Origin of the sequence: Marivibrio sp. (assembly GCF_040218065.1) — a bacterium.
Taxonomy (GTDB): Bacteria; Pseudomonadota; Alphaproteobacteria; order UBA8366; family Aestuariispiraceae; genus Marivibrio.
Genome location: NZ_JAVJQE010000008.1, coordinates 431,766 through 452,812 on the forward strand (window position 1 = coordinate 431,766; position 21,047 = coordinate 452,812).

Genomic DNA, 21,047 nt, shown 5'->3' on the forward strand with positions numbered 1-21,047 from the left:
TTCCATGCCCGCAGAAACCGCCGCCGCGTCGGCCGCCTCGAGCGAGAATGTGGCGCGCGTCGTCTCGATTTTGACGCAGCGTTTCGGCGAGCGCGCCTCGACGGCTCAGGCCGTACGCGAGCAGCACGGCCGCGGCGAGGGCTATCAGCCGACCGCCGCGCCCGATCTCGTCGTCTTCGCTGAGACGACGGAAGAGGTCGCCGAAGTCGTCAGCACCTGCGCGGCGCACAAGGTGCCGGTCATCCCCTTCGGCACGGGCACGTCGCTGGAAGGGCATGTGGCGGCGCTCACGGGCGGGGTCTCGATCGACGTCAGCGCGATGAACCAAGTGCTTGAGGTGAATGACGAGGATCTGGACTGCCGCGTCCAGGCCGGCGTCACGCGCAAGGCGCTGAACGAGCATCTGCGCGACACGGGCCTGTTTTTCCCGATCGACCCCGGCGCCGACGCGTCGCTGGGCGGGATGGCCGCGACCCGGGCCAGCGGCACCAACGCCGTGCGCTACGGCACCATGCGCGAGAATGTGATGGGGCTGACCGTCGTGTTGGCCGACGGTCGCATCATCAAGACCGGCGGACGCGCCAAGAAGTCGGCCGCCGGCTACGATCTGACGCGGCTGTTCGTCGGCTCCGAGGGGACGCTCGGCGTGATCACCGAAGTTCAGTTGAAGCTTTACGGCATCCCAGAGGCCGTCTCCAGCGCGGTGTGCCAGTATCCGGATCTGGAAAGCGCGGTGAACACGGTGATCCTGACCATCCAGTCCGGCATCCCGGTGGCGCGAATCGAACTCCTCGACGATGTGCAGATGAAGGCCTGCGTCGACTATTCCGATCTGGACGGGTTCGAGACCAAGCCGACGCTGTTCTTCGAGTTCCACGGCTCCCAAGCCTCCGTCGAAGAGCAGGCGGAGCAGGTCAAGGCGATCTCGGACGATTTCGGCGGCTCGGCCTTCGCCTGGTCGACCCGGCAGGAAGATCGCAGCAAGCTCTGGCAGGCCCGCCACGACGCCTATTACGCCGCGATGGCGTTGGGACCCGGCAAGAAGGGCATGGCGACGGACGTCTGCGTGCCGATCTCAAAACTCGCCGACTGCATCCTCGACACCAAGCGCGATGTGGAGGAAAGCGGTCTGATCGCCCCGATCGTCGGCCATGTGGGCGACGGCAACTACCATCTGGTGTTGCTGTTCGATCCCGACGACGCGGACGAGACCAAGCGCGCCAAGGATCTGGTCGAGCGCATGAACCACCGCGCCATCGCCTATGGCGGCACCTGCACGGGCGAGCACGGCATCGGCGTCGGCAAGATGCACTTCCTGACCCATGAGCACGGCGAGGCCGTAGCCGTCATGCGCACGCTCAAGCAGGCGATGGACCCGGACAACATCCTCAATCCGGGGAAGATCGTCAGTCTGTGACGGCGGCGTGAAGCGCGTGCCGGCCGGGCGCGCCGTCCGCGCTGATGGACGCGCCCGGCCGGCCTCCGACGCGCCCGGTCAGGCGCGCCAGAAGGGCTTCGCCGCCTCGCGCTCGGCGTCGGCGCGGGTGACGCCGATATCCGCCAGAAGCGCCGCCGGGGCGTCGCGCAGCCGCGCGCGATCCTCGACGCGGGCCTGCCAAAGCCGCAGCGTCGCGATCAGGCCCGACCGCGATGCGGGGCGGCTCAACGCATAAGAATTCTTGGTCAACGCGTGCATGGCTCGTCTCCTTGATCGGCGGCGCGATTGGTGAAAAACCCCTTTAGCGCCTTGTCTGAGGATTAGATACGCGTTGACCGGCCCGGTCACAAACGGGAAGATCTGATGGTTTGGATTAGCTGATCTAAGGCTAGAATCATGGCTCGCCGCCTGCCGCCGCTAAACGCCGTACGCGCTTTCGAGGCCGCCGCCCGGCACGAAAGCTTCGCGCTCGCCGCGGACGAGCTGGCGGTGACCCCCTCGGCCGTCAGCCAGCAGGTGAAGACGCTTGAGGAGATAGTGGGGGTCGCTTTGTTCACCCGCCGCGCGCGGGGCTTGAGCCTGACGGCGGCCGGGCGGCGTTATCTGCCGCGTCTGACCGAGGCGCTGGACGCGATCGCCGAAGCGAGCCGGGCGCTCGCCGCCGGCGGCGACGACCGCACGTTGACCGTCACCGCGCTCGGCTCCTTCGCGGCCTTGTGGCTGGTGCCGCGTCTCCCCGGCTTCGAGGCGGCCGCCCCCGAGATCGACGTCCGCCTCGCCACCTCCGATCGGGTGGTTGATCTGGCGGCGGACGGCGTCGACGCGGGCGTGCGCTACGGTCCGGGTCCCTATTCCGGCCTGCACGCCGAAAAATTGATGGACGAGACGGTCTTTCCGGTCTGCGCGCCGGCCTTGGCCCGGCGTCTGACCCGTCCGGCCGATTTGGCCGAGGTCGCCCTGCTGCACGACGCCAGCGCCACCGGACGCTACATCTACAATTGGAAGACCTGGGCCCGCGCGCACGGGCTCGAAGGGCTGGATCTCGACCGCGGTCCCGGATTCACCAACAGCACCTTTTTGGTGCAGGCCGCGATCGCCGAACGGGGCGTGATGCTGGGCCGTTCGGTGTTGGTGGCGGACGCGCTGGCTGCGGGTTCGCTGGTGCGGCCCTTCACGCTCGAATCGCCGGCGGGGGCCGCCTATTGGTTCGTCACCCTGCCGGAGACGGCCGACCTGCCGAAGATCAAGCGTTTTCGCGACTGGCTGTTCGCGGAAGTCGCGCGCGGCGCGCCCTCGGCGGCTTAGGCGTCGTCGGTCGGCTGGCGATCGGGCGGCCGGTCGGACGGCGTCTCTTCGCCCTCCAGCTTATGGGCGTCCTGCACGCGGCGCTCGCGGGCCTGCTCCTGCTCGCGGCGTTGGCGCTCGGCCTTGGTGCGGCCGTACTTCGTGCGGTTGGCCGAGGCCTCGGCCTCCTTCCGTCGACGGGCCTTGGCCTTGCGCACCTGATTGAGATTGACGATCTCCGCCATGCTCGTCCGCTCGCAAAAAGCCGCGCCGGGGGCGCTCGGGCCGGGCGCGGCGGTTGATCCAAAGCCGCCCTCGGTTAAGCTTAGCGCGCCGACGCGCGGGGGCCAGAGCAAAAAGCGCGTGGATCGCCGTCGGATCGGGAATGAGGGGGAGGGGACCCCATGCGGGAGGCCGAATGAGACGGCTCTATTGGGCGGCGGGAGCGCTTGTTCTTGCGGCGGTCGCGGCTCTCGCGGTCGCTCCCCGGTTCGTCGATTGGAACCAGTGGCGCGGCGAAATCGAGGGCCGCGCCGGCGCATGGCTCGGACTGCCGGTGGCGATCGGCGGGAATGTCAGCGTCGACCTGCTGCCGACCCCTCGGCTGACCGCGACCCAGGTGACGCTGGGCGATCCGACGCAGCCCGCCGCCAGCATGCGCTGGGTGCGCGCGGCGTTGGACTTGCGCGAATTAATCAAAGGCTCCGTCGTGCTTGAGCGCGTCGCGGTGGTCGAACCGCAGGCGCATATCAATCGCCTGGGCCGCGCCTTGTCCGATGCGGCCGGCGCGCCCGAGGACCGGACGGAAGCGCAGCCTCCGGCCTTTCTAGGGCGTCGCGCCGACCGTCCCGTCATCCCGTTTGAGATCGAGGACGGCGTTTTGCGAGGCGCGCCGATCGACGGGCTCGAGGTGCGCCTGGACCAGGTCGACGGCGTGCTCTCGTTGCGTCCGAACGCCGCCGGCGGGGCCGAGGAACTGGCCTTCGAGGGCCTGTTCGCGTTGGCCGGGCGGCGATTGTCCGGCGGCTTTCGCCTGCAACCGGAGCGCACGCCCGCCGGCGCCCGCCTCCGCCTCGCGGTGGAGCTGGAGACCGACGACAGCCGCAACGCCGCCGGCGAGCCGGAGGCGCGCCTCACCTTCGCAGGGACCACCAGCCCGGACGCCCCGCAGCGGCTGACCGGCGACGCGCGGCTGACCGCCCGAGGCTTGACCGGTCTGCCCTGGGCCCCGACGGACCTGACGCGCGCGGCGGCGCTATATGCGCCCGGCGCCTTGACCCTCGAAGGCCGACTGATCGCCGACAGGGCGCAGGAGCGTCTGGCGCTGGAGGACGCGGCGGCGTCGACGCCGGCATTGCGCGGGACGGGCGGACTCGCCTTATCGCTCGCCGGGCGGCCGCGCCTCGACATGCGGCTTGCGCTCGCTTCGCTTGATCTCGCTGCGACGGCCGACCGGGCGGCGCCGGAAGGGACCGGGGATCTGTTGCGAGAAAGCGCCGACGCCGCCGACCCGTCGCCGTCCGAGGCGCCGCTCGATCGGACGGCGGGGGCCGAGGCCGACGGGCTTGCCGATCCGACCCGCTTTCCGGCCGCGCTGGCCGCGCGGATGGAAGCGGCGCACCGCGCCCTGATGCTGCGCGTGGCGGCCGCCGCCGGCGCGGCGCGCGCCTTCGACGGCCTGGCGGTCACGCTCGATCTGTCTGTCGAGACGCTGCGCACGGCGGGCGGCGTGGTTCGGCAGGCCAGCCTGAAGGCCTCGGCGGACGCCGGCGAACTCTTGATCGAACGCGCAGGCGCCTTGTTGCCCGGCGGGTCGGACGTCTCGCTGTTCGGCTTCGTCGCCACCGATCCGGACGATCCCCGGTTCGAGGGCGAAGTCGCCTTGCAGTCGGACGACGCCCGGCGGATCCTCGAATGGGCCGGCATGGAGGACGAAGCCTGGGTGCGCGATCTGCCGCGCGATCGGCTGCGCTCCGTCCGACTGTCCGCCTCGGCGGTTTTGACGCGTGACGGGTTGCGGGTCGGCGATCTGTTGGCCGACGTCGACGCGGCCGCTTTCACGGGCTCGGCTTCCCTCTCCCTCGATCAGGGTCCGGCGGCGCTGTCGTTGGATCTCAAGGCGGATACGGTCAATCTCGACGTCTATCGCGCGCCAACGCGGCTCGATCCGACCGGCCCCGGGGCGCCGGGCGCGCCCGTGGACGCCGGCGCGCCCCTCGCCGGCGACGCCCGGGACGCGGGGGCCGATCAGTCGGCGGGGACGGGACGCGAAGCCGCGCTGTTCCGGTCGACCAGCGCCTGGGCGCGGGCGATCGAGGATGCGCCGTTGACCCTCGACCTCAGCGTCGATCGGCTGGGCTATCGCGGACGAACCTATGAGGGGGTTCGGCTGACGCTCGGGGCGCGCTCGGGCGAACGCCGCGCAACGGTGGAGGTGGCGGACGCCGCGGCGCTCCGCTTGCGCGCGGGCTTGCGCTTCCCGACGGATCAGGGGCGGGTCGATTGGCGTCTGGCCGTCCGGGCCGAGGGGCCCGCGCTCGATCAGACCGCCGCGGCGCTGATCGCCGATTCCGACTGGATCCAGCGCGCGCGCGGCTGGCGGCAAGCGACGCTGCACGCGACGATCGACGGCAACGCCGCCGGCCTCGGCTTTCGCGCCGATCTGGGGCTCGGTCCGGTGGGCGCCCCCGACGACCCGGCGCCCCGTCGGTTGACGCTGGGCGGCGTGCTGTCTCCGGCCCAGGGCGGCGGATTGGCGCTGCAGGTGAGCCAGGGGGAATTGGCGACGCCGGAGTTCGTGCTGGAGGGGTTGCAGATGGCCGCGGTCCTGCCGCTCGAGGAAGCGGGGCCGGACGTCTCGGTGGACAGCCTGTCCGCGAGCTATGCGGGGGGCCTGATGAGCGCTTCGGGGCCGATTCGGTTGGCGGAGGGCGGGGTGTCGCTCGATCTGGAGGCGCGGATCGAGTCCCTCGCTCTCGATCGGTTGATCGGGCGCATGGGGCCGCTGCTGGCGCTCGGCGGGCGGGCGGAGGCGAGCGGGCGGGTGACGGCCGACGCCCTCGACCCGGCCGACCCGCTGACCGGTCTTACGGTCGTCGGTCGGCTCGGGGGGCGGGCGCTTTTGCGCCTTCAGGATCAGGCGGGCGGAGCGGCCGCAGGGGTTCGGCAACTGGACGCGCTGCAACGGCGCTTGGCGCGCGACTTTCCGACGCCCGGCGGGGCCTTGTCAGGGGCGGTGCGCTTCGCCGACGGCCGACTGACCGTGCGCGATATGCGGCTCGAGGGCCGGGAGGCGACAGGGCGCGGATCGCTGACGCTCGATCTGTCGGAAGATCGCCTCAGCGGGGACCTGACGGTGCTCAGCCAAGGCGAGGAACGCCCCTATCTGGAAGTCGAGGCCTCGGGGCCGATCGCGCGACCCGACGTGCGCACCGGCGGCGCCTGGATTTCCGGAAACTAGCGGCTCAACCGTTGGCCGTGCCGCGCGCCAACAGCACGTAAGTGCGGATCGCGCTCGACAGATTGCCGCGTCGGCCGCGGTCGATTTCCGTAACCAACTGGTTGACGGAAAGGTCTCGGGCGGTGGCGAGGTCGCGCAACGCGTCCCAGAAAGCGTTCTCCAACGAAATGCTCGTCCGATGACCGGCGATTACGACGGATCGCTTCTTGATCTCGGCGGCTTCTGCGGCGTTTGTTTCGGCCATGCTCTGGTTCTCGCACCCGGCGGAGACGATCGCGTACCGAGGCTGCTCGTTCATGGGGCGCACATCCTTTAGATCCGACGCGCCGCCCGACCCTAACATAGGGCCGCTCTGCGGGCGTGCGCCGTCAACCAAGTCGGTCAGATGACGTTGTTGTACAGGCCGGGCCTTAATGAATGCTTACCAACGTCTGGCGATCATCCGAGTCGGTTCTCCAACCACCGTGCGGCGGCCGCGCTCACCCGGTCGAGGGCGTCCGCATGCGTGAGGCCCGACGCCTTGCGCGGTTTGAGGTCATGATCGCCGTCCGGCGCCCAGAAGAGCTCCACGGCTCCGGAGAGCGCATAGGCCTCGACCTCTGCGCGCCGACCGAACGGGTCCCGCTCGCCCTGGCAGATGAGCGTCGGCGTCCGAATCGTCTCTAGATGGGCGGTGCGCAGGCGATCCGGTTTGCCCGGCGGATGGAAGGGATAGCCGAAGCAGACCAGCGCATCCGCGCCGGCTTCGTCGGCGATCAGGCTCGCCATGCGCCCGCCCATGCTCTTGCCGCCCAGCGCCAACCGCCCTCCCACGGGCAGGTCGACGCGCGCCGCCGCGACCGCCGTGCGCCAAGCGTCGAGAAGCTTGGGCTCACGGTCCGGCGGCTTCTTCTTTCCGCTCGCCCGGCGTTCGGCCATGTAAGGAAATTCGAACCGCAACACCCGCAAGCCCGCCGTCGCCAACCGTCCGGCCAAGTCGTTCATCACGTCCGAATCCATCGGCGCGCCGGCGCCGTGCGCCAGAATAAGCGTCCGCGGCGCATTGGACGGCCCCTGCGCAAGAAACTGCAACTCGCCCTCTCTCGTCGCGGATCGCGACCCGGCTCCGCCCGTCAATAGGATGTTAACCATCGCCGGTCATGATGCGCTCGGCAAGCGGCCCCGAAGCCCGTCGTGCGACGGGGCGCGTTGAACGAGTATGGGAAGGATGGGACCATGTCCAATCTGGCGGTCGCGGAGAATACCGAGGTCATGAGCGCAGGCGAAGAAGAGCAACTCGTCACCATGATGGTCGACGACCAGCTGTTCGGCATTCCGATCCTGCGCGTGCAGGACATTGTGGAGCCCCAGCAGATCACTCCGGTGCCGCGCGCGCCGTCGGCGATCGCGGGCGTCCTGAATCTGCGCGGGCGCATCGTGACGGTCATCGACCTGCGTGAATGTCTCGGCGCGCCGGCGGCCTCCGAAGATCGCCGGCTGATGTCGGTGACGGTCGAGCACAAGGGCGATCTCTTCACCCTTCTGGTCGATTCGATCGGCGACGTCCGCTCCGTTCCGCGCAACGCCTTCGACAAGCCGCCGGTGACGTTGGATCAGCGCATGCGCCGCCTGTGCTCCGGCGTCTTCCGGCTGGAGGGACAGTTGCTGGCCGTGCTCGACGTCGAGAAGGTGCTGGACGAGGAGTTCATCGCCAGCATGCCGACGCGCACCCGTCCGCGCCTCAATCTCGACCGCGCCAAGAAGGACCGCGCACGCGAGAAGAAGGAGGTCGCCGCCGCAGGCCCGGTGAAGAAGGGTCCCGCGAACGACGCGGCGAAAACCGCAGCCGCAAAGAAAGACGTCGGGGCGCCAACGGCGAAACCCTCTCTTTATGAGCGTCTTGGCGGCGAAGCGGCGATCGACGCCGCCGTCGACCTGTTCTACGAGAAAGCTGCGGCCGACGAGCGGCTTACGCCCTTCTTCGACGGCGTCGAGATGAGCATGCAGGGCGCGGCCATGAAGGCCTTCCTCGCCCAGGCGCTCGGCGGACCGAAGAACTATAAGGGCCGCGACATGCGCAGCGCCCATCAGCAGCTGGTGCATGAGAAGGGGCTGGACGACAGCCACTTCATCGCCGTCGCCGGGCACTTGGCCGATACGCTCAATCAAATGAGCGTTCCGGACGAGCTGATCCACGAGGTCCTCGGCGCGGTCGAAGGGCTGCGGGACGAGGTGCTGGATCGCTGAGGCGGTGCGGCGTCGGCGTGTACTTTCGCCGTTTAGAGGTTGATCGCCGCGGCCGAGCTTGACCCGGCCCTCTCAGGGCGCCCCGCGCGATCCCCGGGGCGAGCGCGCCGATCGCGCGCCGTTTTCAGCGCGCCGAGGAGCCGGCGCGCTCACGCGCTCGGCCCGATCATTTGCTTCGGATCGACCCAGCGGTCGAAATCCTCCTCGGACACCAACCCGCTTTCGACCGCCGCCTGCTTCAAGGTCGTCCCCTCCGCATGCGCCTTCTTGGCGATCTTGGCCGCGTTGTCGTAGCCGATATGCGGATTGAGCGCGGTCACCAGCATCAACGACTGGCGCATTAGCTCGGCGATGCGCGCTTCGTTCGCCTCGATTCCATCGACGCACCTCTCGGCGAAGCTGACGGCGCCGTCGGCGAGCAGCCGAATGGACTGCAGCACGTTGTAGACGATCACCGGCTTAAAGACGTTCAGCTCGAAATGGCCGTTCGAGCCGGCGACGGTGACGGTCGTGTGGTTGCCCATCACCTGCGCGGCGACCTGGGTGAGCGCCTCCGCCTGGGTCGGGTTGACCTTGCCCGGCATGATGGAGGAGCCGGGCTCGTTCGCCGGCAGGATCAATTCGCCCAGACCTGAGCGCGGACCGGAGCCGAGGAAGCGGATGTCGTTCGCGATCTTCATGAGGCTGACGGCGAGCGTGTTGAGCGCGCCCGACATCTCGACCAGGGCGTCGTGGGCGGCCAGCGCCTCGAACTTGTTGGGCGCGGGCGTGAAGCTGAGCGCCGTGATCTCCGCCACCTTCTCCGCCACCAGGCGGTCGAAGCCTTCGCGGCTGTTGAGGCCCGTGCCGACGGCGGTGCCGCCTTGGGCCAGCTCCATCGTCCGCGGCGCGGCCGCCTCCAGCCGATCGACGCCGTTGCGCACCTGTTGCGCGTAGGCTGAGAATTCCTGCCCGAGGGTGAGCGGCGTCGCATCCTGGGTGTGGGTGCGCCCGATCTTCACGATGTCCTGGAAGGCGTCGCGCTTGGCGGCGAGGCTCGCGTGCAGCCGTTTGAGCGCCGGCAGCAGCCGCTCGTGCAGTTCGACCCCGACGGCGATCGCCATCGCGGTCGGCATGCTGTCGTTGGAGCTTTGGCCGCGATTGACGTGATCGTTCGGGTGGACCGGGCTCTTCTCGCCCATCTTGCCCCCCAGGCGCTCGCTCGCCCGGTTCGCGATCACTTCATTCAGATTCATGTTCGTCTGAGTGCCGGAGCCGGTCTGCCAGACCACCAGCGGAAAATGATCGTCGAGCTCGCCGCCGGCGGCCTCGTCCGCCGTCGCGGCGATGGCGTCGGCGATTTCCGGCTCCAGCTCGCCGAGCTCTTTATTGGCCAGCGCGCAGGCCTTCTTCTGAATCGCGAAGGCGCGGATCAGGGCGATCGGCATGCGCTCCTCGCCGATCCGGAAATTCCGGCGCGACCGCTCGGTCTGGGCGCCCCAGAAGCGGTCGGCGGGAACCTCGATTTCGCCCAAGCTGTCGGTCTCGATGCGGGTCTCGGTCATGGCGCGGTCGCTCCAATCGTTGGCGGGTGGCTGCCTTCGCATATGGGGCGGCGCGGCGGGCTCGCCACCAGGGGGGAGGCTTGCTAGCGTTTCCGTCCCGCCCTTGAGATGAGGATTCCATGGCCGCAATCATCGCCCGCCTGACCGTCCGCCCCGTGATCGTCCCCATGCCGCAGCCCTTGATGACCGGCGCGGGGTTGGTGAAGGACGTCCCGCTTGCATTGATCGACGTGGAGCGCACGGACGGGATCGTCGGGTCATGCTATCTTTTCTGTTACACGCCGCCGGCCTTGGCGCCGACCTGCCGCATGCTGGCGGAGTTCGGCGAGCTGATCGCCGGTCAGCCGGCCGATCCCCTTGACGTCGAACGCATGCTGCAGGCCAAGCTGAAGCTGCTGGGGGCCGCGGGGATCGCGGGCATGGCGCTCGCGGGGATCGACATGGCGCTGTGGGATGCGGCCGCGAAGGCGGCGGGCCTGCCGCTGTGCCGGCTGCTGGGCGGCGCGCCGAAGCCGATCCGGGCCTACAACAGCAACGGCCTCGGCTTGATCGGACCTGACAAGGTGGGGCCGGAGGCCGCGCGGCTGCTGGCCCAGGACGGCAAGGGCTTCAGGGGCGTGAAGCTGCGCCTCGGCTACGCCGACCCGCGCGACGATCTGGCCGCCTTCCGCGCCGCGCGGGAGGCGGCGGGCGAAGCGGAGTTGCCGATCGATTACAATCAGGCGCTCTCCGTCGGCGAGGCGGTGCAGCGGATCACGGCCCTCGAGGCGTTGGATGAGACCCGCGCGGGCCTCGGCCCGCAATGGGCGGAGGAGCCGATCCGCGCCGACGACTACGCCGGCTACGCGGCCCTGCGCCGGCGCGTCACGACGCCGATCCAACTGGGCGAGAACTGCTGGGGTCCGCACGATGTCGCCCGTGCGGTCGAGGCCGAGGCGACGGATTTTATGATGCCGGACGCGATGAAGATCTACGGGACGACGGGCTGGCTGCGCGCGGCGGCGCTGGCGGAGGCGGCGGGCCTGCCGGTCTCCACCCACCTGTTTCCGGAAGTCTCCGCACATCTGATGGCGGTGACGCCGACGGCCCATCGCTTGGAATATGTCGATTGGGCCGAGTCGATTCTAACCGAAGGTCTTCGCATCGAAGACGGCCTCGCCCATCCGAGCGAGACGCCCGGAACCGGGATCGCCTGGGACGAAGCGGCGGTGAGGCGGTACGGGGTGTGAGCAGGCTTGGGCGAGCGGCTAGCGCCGCCCCGCTCTCCGCGCCGCCTTGATCGCCTGCCCGGCCCAGTCGGCGAAGAGCTCCGGATCTTCCAGCGCCGCGTCGGGACAGAGCGAATAGGACATCACCACCGGCCGGCCGCGCTTGCCGTCATAGGTGAAGGGCGGCAGGCCTTCGGCCTCGAAGCGGGGGCGGGTCTCGGCGTCGGTCTTGAAGTAGAGCTGATCGAAGGCGACGAGGGCGACCATCACGCCGTCCTTGAAGACGCCCGCGCCGCCGAACATGGCGCGCGTCGTCACCGGACCCAGGCCGGCCTGATCGTAGAGATCGCGATAGAAGGCGAGCAGGTCGGGCGCGGACGCCATGCGCCCGGCGCGTCAGGCGTCCGAGGCGCCGCGCGGCTCCGTCGCGGACGCGGCCAACGCCGGACGCGCCAACCCGCCGCCGTTCGCCGGCTTGGCGAGGGGGCGGGCGGGCGCACGCGGCGGCGGGTCCTTCGACACGTCGACCGGCGCGCTTTTCGAAAGCTTATCCGCCTTGGCGGCGCCGCGGCTGTAGCGGCCCTCGATCGTGGCGCCGGCGGCGACTTCGAGCACGTCGTGGGCGACGTCGCCGATGACCTTCGCCGTCGCCTCCAGGCGCACGCGCTTGGCGCGCACATCCCCTTCGATCCGGCCCTGAACGGTCAGTTCCTCAGCCTCGATCCGGCCGATGAGCTCGCCCGTCGAGCCGATGGTCAGCGCGCGGCAGCGCACGTCGCCTTCAAGCCGCCCGTCGAGACGCACGTCGCCGTCGCCTTCGATCCGGCCGACGACGGTGAGCCCCGCGGTTATCTCGGAGACCTTGCGCCGGGCGGCCGCGGTTTCGGGCGCAACGCTCGCTTTTTCAGGCGTCGGGCTCGGGGGCGCCGGGGTCTCGGATTTCTTGCTGCCGAACATGCGCGCTGATCCTCCGCCGACGAATGGGGGCGCTCGTCGCCCTGTCACGCGGATGAATGGTACGTCAGCGATCAGGAGGCGGCAACGAAGACCATGTTACATTTTACGGATTTCCACGCAGAATACGCGCGTGGGTTGTCTTTCCCCGATTATTCGGCCGCCTCGGCCTTTTGCGCCCCGCCCATCGCGAGAAAACGCTCCGCTTCCAGGGCGGCCATGCAGCCCATGCCGGCCGCCGTCACCGCCTGGCGATAGACATGGTCCTTGACGTCGCCGGCGGCGTAGACGCCGGGGATCTCGGTGGCGGTGGAGTCCGGCGCTGTCAGGATGTAGCCGTTCTCGTCCATCTTGAGGGCGCCCTTGAACAGGCTCGTCGCCGGGTCGTGTCCGATGGCGATGAAGACGCCCTCGCAGCCGATCTCCGACATCTCGCCGGAGTGCGTGTCCTTCAACCGAACGCCGGAGACGCCGGGCGGCTCGCCCTCGGCCAAGATCTCGTCGACGACCTTGTTCCAGACCACCTCGACCTTCGGGTGCTCGAACAGCCGCTCCTGCAGGATCTTCTCGGCGCGCAGGCTGTCGCGGCGGTGAATGAGAGTGACTTTGGAGGCGTGATTCGTGAGATAGAGCGCCTCCTCGACGGCGGTGTTGCCGCCGCCGACCACCGCCACCTCTTTGCCGCGGAAGAAGAAGCCGTCGCAGGTGGCGCAGGCGGAGACGCCGGCGCCCTGCAGGCGCTGTTCGCTCTCCAGCCCAAGCCAGCGGGCCTGTGCGCCGGTGGCTATGATGACGCTGTCGGCGGTGTAGACCTTGCCGCTGTCGCCCGTGCAGCGGAACGGCCGCGTCGAGAAGTCGACCGCGGTGATCAGGTCGTAGATCATATCGGTCCCGACCTTCTCCGCCTGCTTTTGCATCTGCTCCATCAGCCAGGGACCCTGGATCACGTCTTCGTAGCCGGGATAGTTCTCGACGTCCGTGGTGATCATCAGCTGGCCGCCCGGCTGCATGCCCGCGACGAGGCGCGGCGCGAGACTCGCCCGCGCGGCGTAGATGGCGGCGGTGTAGCCGGCCGGGCCGGCCCCGATGATGAGCACCTTGCTGTGGAGTTCGTCGGCCATGAAATCGGCTCTCCCGGGCGTCGCGACAGAGGTCTTTGGAGGGCGGCTGCGCGCGCCGGCGCGCGTCTCCTCACACCATACCCCGCACGCCGCCCGGCGCAAGTCCGAGAGCGCGCCGAAGACCGTTAACGCTCCGGTAAGGAGCGCTCGCTATAGTCGCACGCGAAAAAAGGTGATCCCATGCCGACCCGCCGCGTCGCACCAGTCGCGCAGGGCCGTGGCGGGGAGTGGAAGGGCGCTGCATGCCGCGCGATTTGAAAGTCGAGGATGTCGAGTTCCCCCGTCACAAGCCCGGGCGCGGCGAGCTCGCCGAGGCGTTGAAGCGCCATGCGCTGTTTCTGAAACAGCGCGCCGGCGGGGCGCGCGCCAGTCTTAAACTGGCCGATTTGTCCTACGCTGATTTTTCCGGCCGCGACTTGAGCGGCGCCGACCTGACCGGCGCGCTGCTCAAGGGGACCCGGCTCGACGGCGCGATTTTGGACGACGCCCTGCTTTACGGGGCCGATCTCAGCGAAGCCTCGCTGGTCGGCGCGTCGCTGCGGCGGGCGGACATGCGCGGCGCGCGGCTTCACCGCGCCAACATGACCGACGCTATTCTGAGCGAAGCCGACATGCGCGCCGGCCGGCTGATCGTGCCCGACGGGCGCGGAGGCCTGACGGCGCACGGCGGCCATACCGGCGCGACCGAACTCGCCGACGCCGTGATGAAGAACGCCGAGCTGCGCGGGGCCAAGCTGACCGGCACCGAGATCCTGCGCACCGACATGACCGACGCGAAGATGCAGGACGCCCAATTGAACCGCACCGACATGTCCGGCGCCATCCTGACCGGCGCGGTGCTGGAGGGGGCGGACTTGACGGACGCCAATCTCTCCGACGCCTCGATGCAGGGCGCCATCCTGAGCCGCGCGGTGTTGAGCGGCACCGTGCTGACCGGCGCCAACATGGTCTGCGCGGTGCTCGACTTCGTCGACCTCAGCGAGGTCGACATCTCCGACGCCGAGATCGCCCGCAAGCTCGACCAAATCGGCCGCGAGATCACCGAGATCCTGCGCGACCATCAGCGCTGGCTTGAGAGCTCCGGCCACAAGGGGAACCGCGCCGACCTCTCCAAGGTCGATCTGGAGGAGCAGGATCTGAGCCGCGTCAACCTCTCGGCCGCGCAGCTCGGCTATGTCAGCCTGGCGCGCGCCAAGCTGTCGGGCGCGCGGTTGATCATGGCGGACCTGACGGGGGCCGATCTGCGCGGGGCGGACCTGCACAGCGCCGACCTGCGCGGCGCGGTTCTGGTGCGCGCCAACTTGACCGGCGCGGATTTGACCGGCGCGCGCCTGGATGCGGTGCATATGATCGGGGTGCGCGGCGATCGCTGGCGCACCGATCTGACCCGTGCGCGGCTGCGCAACGCCAAATTCGCCGGCGCGGATTTGAGCGCGGCGAAGTTGACCAACGCCGACCTGGCGGGCGCGGACTTCCGCGACGCCGTCCTGGTGGGCGCGCTGTTGGAGGAGGCGGTCACGACCCGCACAGACTTCAAGGGCGCCGATCTGAAGAACACCATCCTGGAAAGCGGCCTGCCCGTCGCCGCGGCGGGGGAGCGGGCGTAAACTAAGGGCTTTGTGTCGCAGGGTTGTGCAATGAGAGAAATTATCGAAAACCAATGCTAGATGATATACTATTTCGATCGCACCATAAGCTCTTCAAGTGATCGTTGTGGATATCTACCCCTACTATAAACCGCTTCGAAACTACTTACGGCAATGTCCACTCTTGGATTCTTTGGCGGTTGTGCGTGCATATATTCAATACCTTCACTTCAACCAACCTGTTCCAAGAGATATCGAATTCCCAAAGTTTCGAGAGAAAGAAGTTTGGACCAAAAAAGGATTCTTTCCCTGGGAACTGGAACTCCTTGCTAAAGAATTGATATTGCATGCACAACCTCGTGGCAAATACGATTTGCGGAAGTGGCATGATTTCGCAGCAGCAATTAATAGAATAAAGAATCTCGAGGATAGTATATCAGGAGAAAGTATTAACCAAGACAATGTGCTACACGAACTTTCCCGTATCGCACACCGCCAGTTTCATTGGCAGCATCCGCCTGATGCAGGAATGATCTCACGGTATTACCGAATTTTTGCGAGAGAAGGCCTAGCTGAATTAATCGAAAGAAAGATTGGTTTGGAGGTTAAGGATTTATACACTATTGGCTGTATGACTTGTGGCGGATTTCTCAAGAGTACGTATCTTGATTTGGTTCAGCCGCCTGCTATTCCGAATCTGTCAAGCGAATCGTTTAAGCGTTTCATTGAGCGGTTCGCAATCGACATCAGGACGCTCAGAAATGAAATTGAAAAATCGCAGAAGTACGATGAAAATTTTGCGTACGCCTTTAATCCACTAAGAACCTATCCGATCATTCTCACTAATCGGAAAAGTCGTCCAAATTTGATTTGCCCATTACCCACACTTCTATTTAATCGCTTTACTTCGGGAATTTACTATGAAATACATGATGAGAAAGGTTTCTCTGATGCGTTTGGTCAATCGTTTCAGTTGTACGTGGGCGAAGCTGCAAAAAGAATCGACGATCTATCGGGAAATTCCTTTCAAATTCTTGGAGAGAAACCCTACGAATCTGGTCAAAAGCATTCTATCGATTGGATTATATCAGACGATTCAGCCCATATATTTTTGGAGTGTAAAACAAAGCGGATGCGTTTGGGGTCAAAGCAATCCCTTGAGATGAAAGGCGTTCTTGAGGATGACATTTCCAAACTGGCCAGCTTTGTAGTTCAATCATACAGGACTCTTGACGACGCTCGTCATGGCCGATATCCGCATTGGTCGCCTGATGACAAGCCAATTTATCCAATAGTCGTAACGCTTGAGGATTGGTATCTTTTCGGTATCCAAGTCCGCCCGTATTTGGATACGTACATCCGCAAGGCCCTAGCTGATTCCGGCATTGAACAGAACCTCTTTGAACTTTTTCCTTACACGGTGATGTCAGTGCGAGATTTGGAGGTTTCGCTACAAGTCATGGGCCGATTGGATATCCAGACAATAATGCGAAAAAAATACTCGAAAGATCATGCGACATGGAACATTGTTCCTATGATTCAGCACGAATTTCCAAATGAATACCGTGAATGCATGGTCGATCTTTTTCCAGAAGATAGGGAAGAGATTTTCAAAGTATCTTCGGCAGCCTGGGTTTGATAGCGTAGTTCCCCTTCTGTACGAAATTCTGAGCATTAAACACGAAGCATTTTGTTTAGCAACGCACCAGCAGCACGAAATCATGCCCCGGCGCGTCGTCCTCCGGGCCGACGGGCCGGCGCCAGGCCTCGCGCCATTGACGGCGATCCAGCTCGGGAAACCAGGTGTCCCCCTCGGGGGCGGCGTGCACCTCCGTCAGGTAGAGCCGATCGGTGAGCGGCAAGGTCAGGCGGAAGATTTCCGCGCCGCCGATGACGCTTACCTCCGGCTCCTCCAGACCCGACTCGCCCGCCAGCGCGTCGGCGCGGGCCAAGGCCGCGTCCAGGTCGGTGAAGACCTCGGCCCCCTGCGCGCGATAGCCGGCCTGGCGGGTTACGACGATGTTCGGCCGACCCGGCAGGGGGCGCTTGGGCAGCGATTCCCATGTCTTGCGGCCCATGACGATCGGTTTTCCCAGCGTCACCGCCTTGAAGTGCTTGAGGTCCCCCGGCAACCGCCAAGGCAGATCGCCGTCGGCGCCGATCACCCGGTTGGCGGCGACGGCGACCACCTGGGCGATCGGGTGGGTGGGGGAGTACGTCATGGCCGCCCCGTTCACACCGCCACCGGCGCCTTGATGTGGGGGTGCGGATCGTAGCCCTCGAGCGCAAAGTCCTCGAAGCGAAAGGCGAACAGATCCGTCACGTCCGGATTGAGGCGCATCGTCGGCAGCGCGCGCGGCTCGCGGGTCAGCTGCTCGGCCGCTTGATCGAGATGGTTCGAGTAGAGATGCGCGTCACCCAGCGTGTGGACGAAATCGCCGGGTTTCAAACCGCTCACCTGGGCGACCATCATGGTCAGCAGGGCGTAGGAGGCGATATTGAACGGGACCCCGAGAAAGATGTCGGCCGAACGTTGGTAAAGCTGGCAGCTGAGCCGCCCGTCCCCGACATAGAATTGAAACAGGCAATGGCACGGCGGCAGCGCCATCTTATCCACCTCGGCCGGGTTCCAGGCGGTGACCAGATGCCGGCGGCTGTTCGGATTGGTTTTGATCTGCTCCAGCACCTGGGCGATTTGATCGATCGCGCGTCCGTCGGGCGCAGGCCAACTGCGCCACTGATGGCCGTAGACGGGTCCGAGATCGCCGTTCTCGTCCGCCCATTCGTCCCAGATGCTGACGCCGTTGTCCTTGAGGTACTTGATGTTGGTGTCGCCCGCGAGGAACCAGAGCAGTTCATGGATGATCGAGCGCACATGCAGCTTCTTGGTGGTGAGCAACGGGAAGCCGTCGCTCAGATCGAAGCGCATCTGCCAGCCGAAGACGGAACGCACGCCCGTCCCGGTCCGGTCGCCCTTCTCCAGGCCGTGGGCCGTCACATGGGCCAGCAGGTCGTGATATTGCCGCATGGCTCCTTCCTAGGGCGAGTCCGGGCCGGACGCAATGCGCCGGCGCGGTCCGCCGCCTTTTCCCTTCAAAAAGCCGGGCGGACGTCCTATATAAGCGATGTCGGGCGACCGACTATGGCGCTAAACAGCGCCGCAGAATAAGCGCAGCGGACCCGGGGGCAGTACCCGGCGCCTCCACCACTTCAAGGCTGCCCGCCGCCGCCCTCGCCGGGCGCGGCCGGCGGCCTCTCTCAGGGGGCGAACCAGGATCGACGCGCGTGGTAAAAGCGGTGTTGGCGCTCGGTATGGTACCCGCCGTTATCGGGCCATTCGCTTAGATGCGAACGACAACGATGAGATGGTCGCCGTCGCCGCGTAATGCGGTCAAGGTGACATTGACTCGAAATCCCTAGCCGGTTCATCGCCGGGTAGGTGGGGCGCGGGGAGAGGCCTAGCAACAGAACTCTCCCCATTTCTTTTTCCGCTAGCCCGCCGCTCTCGACGAAACGCCCGGTTGCGTCGGCGCGCGGCATTTGCTTGGCTCTCGGTCGGCCTGGCATTTGCTCTGGAGAGTCCGGAGCAATGCGATTAGGCTGGCCTGCTGCTTAGGGACGAACTGACGCGCCGGATGACGGATCGGATGGACGAAATGAGCGAGGACCTGCTCGGCTACAACGAAATGGTGGAGACCGCGATGCGCTCGGTCGTGCGCCAGGCGTTGGAGCGCGCGGCCAAAGGCGGGCTGCCGGGCAACCATCATTTCTACGTCACTTTCCGCACCGACCACCCGGACGTGATGATCCCCGACCGGCTGCGCCAGCAGTATCCGGAGGAGATGACGATCGTCCTGCAGCACCAGTTCTGGGGCCTGGTGGCGGACGACGAAGGCTTCGACGTGGAGCTCAGCTTCAACAAGATCCACGAGCACCTGCGCATTCCCTACGACAGCCTGATCACCTTCGCCGACCCGTCGGTGAATTTCGGTCTGCAGTTCCACGTCGAGATGGACGAGGCGCCGAGTCGCGCCTCGCCGCCCGCCGCCTCCGACGAAAAGGGCCCGAACGCGCCGGAGGCGGATGACGCCCCCGAGGAGGCCGCCGCGGACGATCCCGACAAGGAAGACGGCGACAACGTCGTCACGCTGGACGCGTTCCGGAAGAAGTAGGCGTTTTCGCCGGCGATCCGCCTGAAAAACGATTGCGCGCGTCCACCCTCACTCGTTCCGGGGGAGCCGGCGCCGCCGCTCCGGCGCCCGCGCAACGCGGCTCTAATGCTGCGACGGCGGACTGGGGAGGGACGTGTCAGACGGCCGGGTGAAGCCGGGCCGTGGCGGGATCGTTCTCTGACATACCGGCGCTCTTATCATTCCCGGGCCTGATCTGGGGAGCTTGTCGAGCGCCCCCGATCTTGCGCTTCGCCGCGCTGTCGCCGATAACCTGAGGCGGATCCGAAAAAGCGCATCGAGGGAGGCAGACCATGCCCGATTCCGTCCCGCCCGCCGCCTACGACATGTTCCCGCTCTCGCCGGACGAGACGCCCTATCGCAAGCTCTCCGGCGACTTCGTTGGGACCGACAGCTTCCGGGGCGAGGAGTGGCTGACGGTCGAGCCCGAGGCGATGCGCCTGCTGTCGGAGGAAGCCTTCCGCGACATCAACCATCTGCTGCGCCCGGGCCATCTGCAGCAGTTGGCCGACATCTTGAAGGACCCGGAGGCCTCGCCGAACGACCGCTTCGTCGCCTTCGATCTCTTGAAGAACGCCAACATCGCCGCCGGCGGCGTGCTGCCGATGTGCCAGGACACCGGCACCGCCATCGTCATGGGCAAGAAGGGCCGGCGGGTGTGGACCGACGGGTCGGACGCGGCCGCGCTGGGCCAGGGCGTGTTCGACGCCTATGAGCGCAACAATCTGCGCTATAGCCAGGTCTCGCCCGTCTCGATGTTCGAGGAGACCAACACCAAGACCAATCTGCCGGCGCAGATCGACCTTTACGCGCAAGGCGCCGGCCAACAGGAGGACGCCTACAAGTTCCTCTTCATCGCCAAGGGCGGCGGATCGGCCAACAAGACCTTCCTGCATCAGGCGACGCCCTCGCTGGTCGATCGCGAGCGCATGCTGGCCTTCCTGGACGAGAAGATCCGCACGCTGGGGACCGCCGCTTGCCCGCCCTATCACTTGGCGGTCGTGATCGGCGGCACCTCGGCGGAGTTGAACCTCAAGACCGTCAAGCTCGCCTCCTGCCGCTATCTGGACGGCCTGCCGACGCAAGGAGGCCCGGAAGGCGCCGCCTTCCGCGATCTGGAGATGGAGGCCGCCGTCCACGAGATGACCCGCAACATGGGCATCGGCGCCCAGTTCGGCGGCAAGTATTTCTGTCACGACGTGCGCGTCATCCGCCTGCCGCGTCACGGCGCCTCGCTGCCGATCGGGATCGGCGTCAGCTGCTCGGCCGACCGCCAGGCGATGGGCAAGATCACCCGCGACGGCGTCTTCCTGGAGGAGCTGGAGCGCGACCCGGTTAAATATCTGCCCGAGGTCGACGCGAGCGAGTTCGAGGGCGAGGTGGTCGAGCTCGACCTCACCCTGCCGATGGACAAGCAGCGCGAGATCCTGAGCAAACACCCGATCAAGACCCGCCTCAGCCTGACCGGCCCGATCATCGTCGCCCGCGACGCCGCCCACCGGAAGCTGCGCGAGCGCCTGGCGAAGGGCGAGCCGCTGCCGCAGTACTTCAAGGATCATCCGATCTACTACGCCGGCCCGGCCAAGACGCCGGAAGGCTACGCCTCCGGCTCCTTCGGGCCGACGACGGCGGGACGCATGGACGGCTTCGTCGACGAATTCCAGGCGGCCGGCGGCTCCATGATCATGCTGGCCAAGGGCAACCGCAGCCCGGTCGTCACCAAGGCCTGCGCCAAGCACGGCGGCTTTTATCTCGGCTCCATCGGCGGCCCGGCCGCCCGCCTCGCCCAGGACTGCATCAGGAAGGTGGAGTGCCTGGCGTATCCCGAGCTCGGCATGGAGGCGATCTGGCGCATCGAGGTCGAGAACTTCCCCGCCTTCATCGTCGTCGACGACAAAGGGAACGATTTCTTCAAGGATTTGAAGATCTGAGGGGAGACCCCCTCTCCCCTTTCATAAGGGGAGAGTGAGGGGGCCGCGACGCGGAACGCGTCGTGGGAGGGTGAGGGGATGGTTGCAGCGACGCGCCGACTTCCC

General features: G+C 66.6%; 19 protein-coding genes and 1 other RNA gene. 10 read left to right on the forward strand and 10 right to left on the reverse strand.

Annotated features, from left to right (window positions below; translation table 11 throughout):
• Positions 1 to 4 precede the first annotated feature (4 nt).
• Positions 5 to 1,417: an FAD-binding oxidoreductase gene (locus tag RIB45_RS08350; protein ID WP_350049789.1), complete on the forward strand. Its 1,413-nt coding sequence runs from the start codon at positions 5 to 7 to the stop codon at positions 1,415 to 1,417.
• Positions 1,418 to 1,495: 78 nt separating this feature from the next.
• Here RIB45_RS08350 and RIB45_RS08355 read toward each other — a convergent pair whose 3' ends face one another.
• On the reverse strand, positions 1,496 to 1,696 hold the full coding sequence (locus tag RIB45_RS08355) for a DUF1127 domain-containing protein (RefSeq protein ID WP_350049790.1): 201 nt from the start codon (positions 1,694 to 1,696) through the stop codon (positions 1,496 to 1,498).
• Positions 1,697 to 1,834: 138 nt separating this feature from the next.
• On the opposite strand from RIB45_RS08355, the gene RIB45_RS08360 reads away from it, so the two are divergent.
• Positions 1,835 to 2,743, forward strand: a complete 909-nt coding sequence (locus RIB45_RS08360; protein WP_350049791.1) for a transcriptional regulator GcvA — start codon at positions 1,835 to 1,837, stop codon at positions 2,741 to 2,743.
• Here RIB45_RS08360 and RIB45_RS08365 read toward each other — a convergent pair.
• Positions 2,740 to 2,967 (reverse strand): DUF4169 family protein, encoded by a 228-nt coding sequence (locus RIB45_RS08365; protein ID WP_350049792.1) that lies wholly within the window; start codon positions 2,965 to 2,967, stop codon positions 2,740 to 2,742. The two genes, RIB45_RS08360 and RIB45_RS08365, sit on opposite strands and share 4 nt — an antisense overlap.
• A 173-nt stretch (positions 2,968 to 3,140) precedes the next feature.
• Between RIB45_RS08365 and RIB45_RS08370 the strand changes: the two genes are divergently transcribed.
• Entirely contained in the window at positions 3,141 to 6,182 is a 3,042-nt protein-coding gene (locus tag RIB45_RS08370; RefSeq protein ID WP_350049793.1) for an AsmA family protein, read from the forward strand.
• A gap of 4 nt (positions 6,183 to 6,186) precedes the next feature.
• Here RIB45_RS08370 and RIB45_RS08375 read toward each other — a convergent pair whose 3' ends face one another.
• Together RIB45_RS08375 and RIB45_RS08380 are read right to left on the reverse strand one after the other, a co-directional pair.
• Positions 6,187 to 6,480 (reverse strand): ribbon-helix-helix domain-containing protein, encoded by a 294-nt coding sequence (locus RIB45_RS08375; RefSeq protein ID WP_502882562.1) that lies wholly within the window; start codon positions 6,478 to 6,480, stop codon positions 6,187 to 6,189.
• A gap of 140 nt (positions 6,481 to 6,620) precedes the next feature.
• Positions 6,621 to 7,253, reverse strand: coding sequence for an alpha/beta family hydrolase (locus tag RIB45_RS08380; protein WP_350049794.1), 633 nt, complete (start codon positions 7,251 to 7,253; stop codon positions 6,621 to 6,623).
• Positions 7,254 to 7,397: 144 nt separating this feature from the next.
• On the opposite strand from RIB45_RS08380, the gene RIB45_RS08385 reads away from it, so the two are divergent.
• Positions 7,398 to 8,408, forward strand: coding sequence for a chemotaxis protein CheW (locus RIB45_RS08385; protein WP_350049795.1), 1,011 nt, complete (start codon positions 7,398 to 7,400; stop codon positions 8,406 to 8,408).
• Positions 8,409 to 8,557: 149 nt separating this feature from the next.
• On the opposite strand, the gene fumC is transcribed toward RIB45_RS08385, so the two are convergent.
• Positions 8,558 to 9,952: a class II fumarate hydratase gene (gene fumC / locus RIB45_RS08390; protein ID WP_350049796.1), complete on the reverse strand. Its 1,395-nt coding sequence runs from the start codon at positions 9,950 to 9,952 to the stop codon at positions 8,558 to 8,560.
• A gap of 119 nt (positions 9,953 to 10,071) precedes the next feature.
• Here fumC and RIB45_RS08395 point away from each other — a divergent pair, with 119 nt between their 5' ends.
• A complete protein-coding gene (locus RIB45_RS08395) occupies positions 10,072 to 11,181 on the forward strand; it encodes an enolase C-terminal domain-like protein (RefSeq protein ID WP_350049797.1) in 1,110 nt (369 codons plus the stop codon).
• Positions 11,182 to 11,199: 18 nt separating this feature from the next.
• On the opposite strand, the gene RIB45_RS08400 is transcribed toward RIB45_RS08395, so the two are convergent.
• The 3 genes from RIB45_RS08400 to trxB all read right to left on the reverse strand — a co-directional run bounded on the left by RIB45_RS08400 (position 11,200) and on the right by trxB (position 13,235).
• Positions 11,200 to 11,544, reverse strand: a complete 345-nt coding sequence (locus tag RIB45_RS08400; protein ID WP_350049798.1) for a TfoX/Sxy family protein — start codon at positions 11,542 to 11,544, stop codon at positions 11,200 to 11,202.
• Between the two features lie 12 nt (positions 11,545 to 11,556).
• Positions 11,557 to 12,117 (reverse strand): bactofilin family protein, encoded by a 561-nt coding sequence (locus RIB45_RS08405; protein WP_350049799.1) that lies wholly within the window; start codon positions 12,115 to 12,117, stop codon positions 11,557 to 11,559.
• 149 nt (positions 12,118 to 12,266) lie between these two features.
• Positions 12,267 to 13,235: a thioredoxin-disulfide reductase gene (trxB, locus tag RIB45_RS08410; protein WP_350049800.1), complete on the reverse strand. Its 969-nt coding sequence runs from the start codon at positions 13,233 to 13,235 to the stop codon at positions 12,267 to 12,269.
• A gap of 242 nt (positions 13,236 to 13,477) precedes the next feature.
• Between trxB and RIB45_RS08415 the strand changes: the two genes are divergently transcribed.
• Positions 13,478 to 14,842 (forward strand): pentapeptide repeat-containing protein, encoded by a 1,365-nt coding sequence (locus RIB45_RS08415; protein WP_350049801.1) that lies wholly within the window; start codon positions 13,478 to 13,480, stop codon positions 14,840 to 14,842.
• A gap of 163 nt (positions 14,843 to 15,005) precedes the next feature.
• Positions 15,006 to 16,460, forward strand: coding sequence for a hypothetical protein (locus RIB45_RS08420; RefSeq protein ID WP_350049802.1), 1,455 nt, complete (start codon positions 15,006 to 15,008; stop codon positions 16,458 to 16,460).
• 55 nt (positions 16,461 to 16,515) lie between these two features.
• Here RIB45_RS08420 and RIB45_RS08425 read toward each other — a convergent pair whose 3' ends face one another.
• Positions 16,516 to 17,043: a dihydrofolate reductase gene (locus RIB45_RS08425; protein ID WP_350049803.1), complete on the reverse strand. Its 528-nt coding sequence runs from the start codon at positions 17,041 to 17,043 to the stop codon at positions 16,516 to 16,518.
• An 11-nt stretch (positions 17,044 to 17,054) separates the two neighbouring features.
• Positions 17,055 to 17,849 (reverse strand): thymidylate synthase, encoded by a 795-nt coding sequence (locus RIB45_RS08430; RefSeq protein WP_350049804.1) that lies wholly within the window; start codon positions 17,847 to 17,849, stop codon positions 17,055 to 17,057.
• Between the two features lie 60 nt (positions 17,850 to 17,909).
• Here RIB45_RS08430 and ssrA point away from each other — a divergent pair.
• The 3 genes from ssrA to RIB45_RS08445 all read left to right on the forward strand — a co-directional run bounded on the left by ssrA (position 17,910) and on the right by RIB45_RS08445 (position 20,942).
• Positions 17,910 to 18,300, forward strand: a transfer-messenger RNA (tmRNA) gene (gene ssrA / locus RIB45_RS08435).
• Between the two features lie 177 nt (positions 18,301 to 18,477).
• Entirely contained in the window at positions 18,478 to 18,993 is a 516-nt protein-coding gene (locus tag RIB45_RS08440; RefSeq protein ID WP_350049805.1) for an SspB family protein, read from the forward strand.
• Between the two features lie 311 nt (positions 18,994 to 19,304).
• Entirely contained in the window at positions 19,305 to 20,942 is a 1,638-nt protein-coding gene (locus RIB45_RS08445; protein WP_350049806.1) for a fumarate hydratase, read from the forward strand.
• The last annotated feature ends 105 nt before the right edge of the window (positions 20,943 to 21,047 follow it).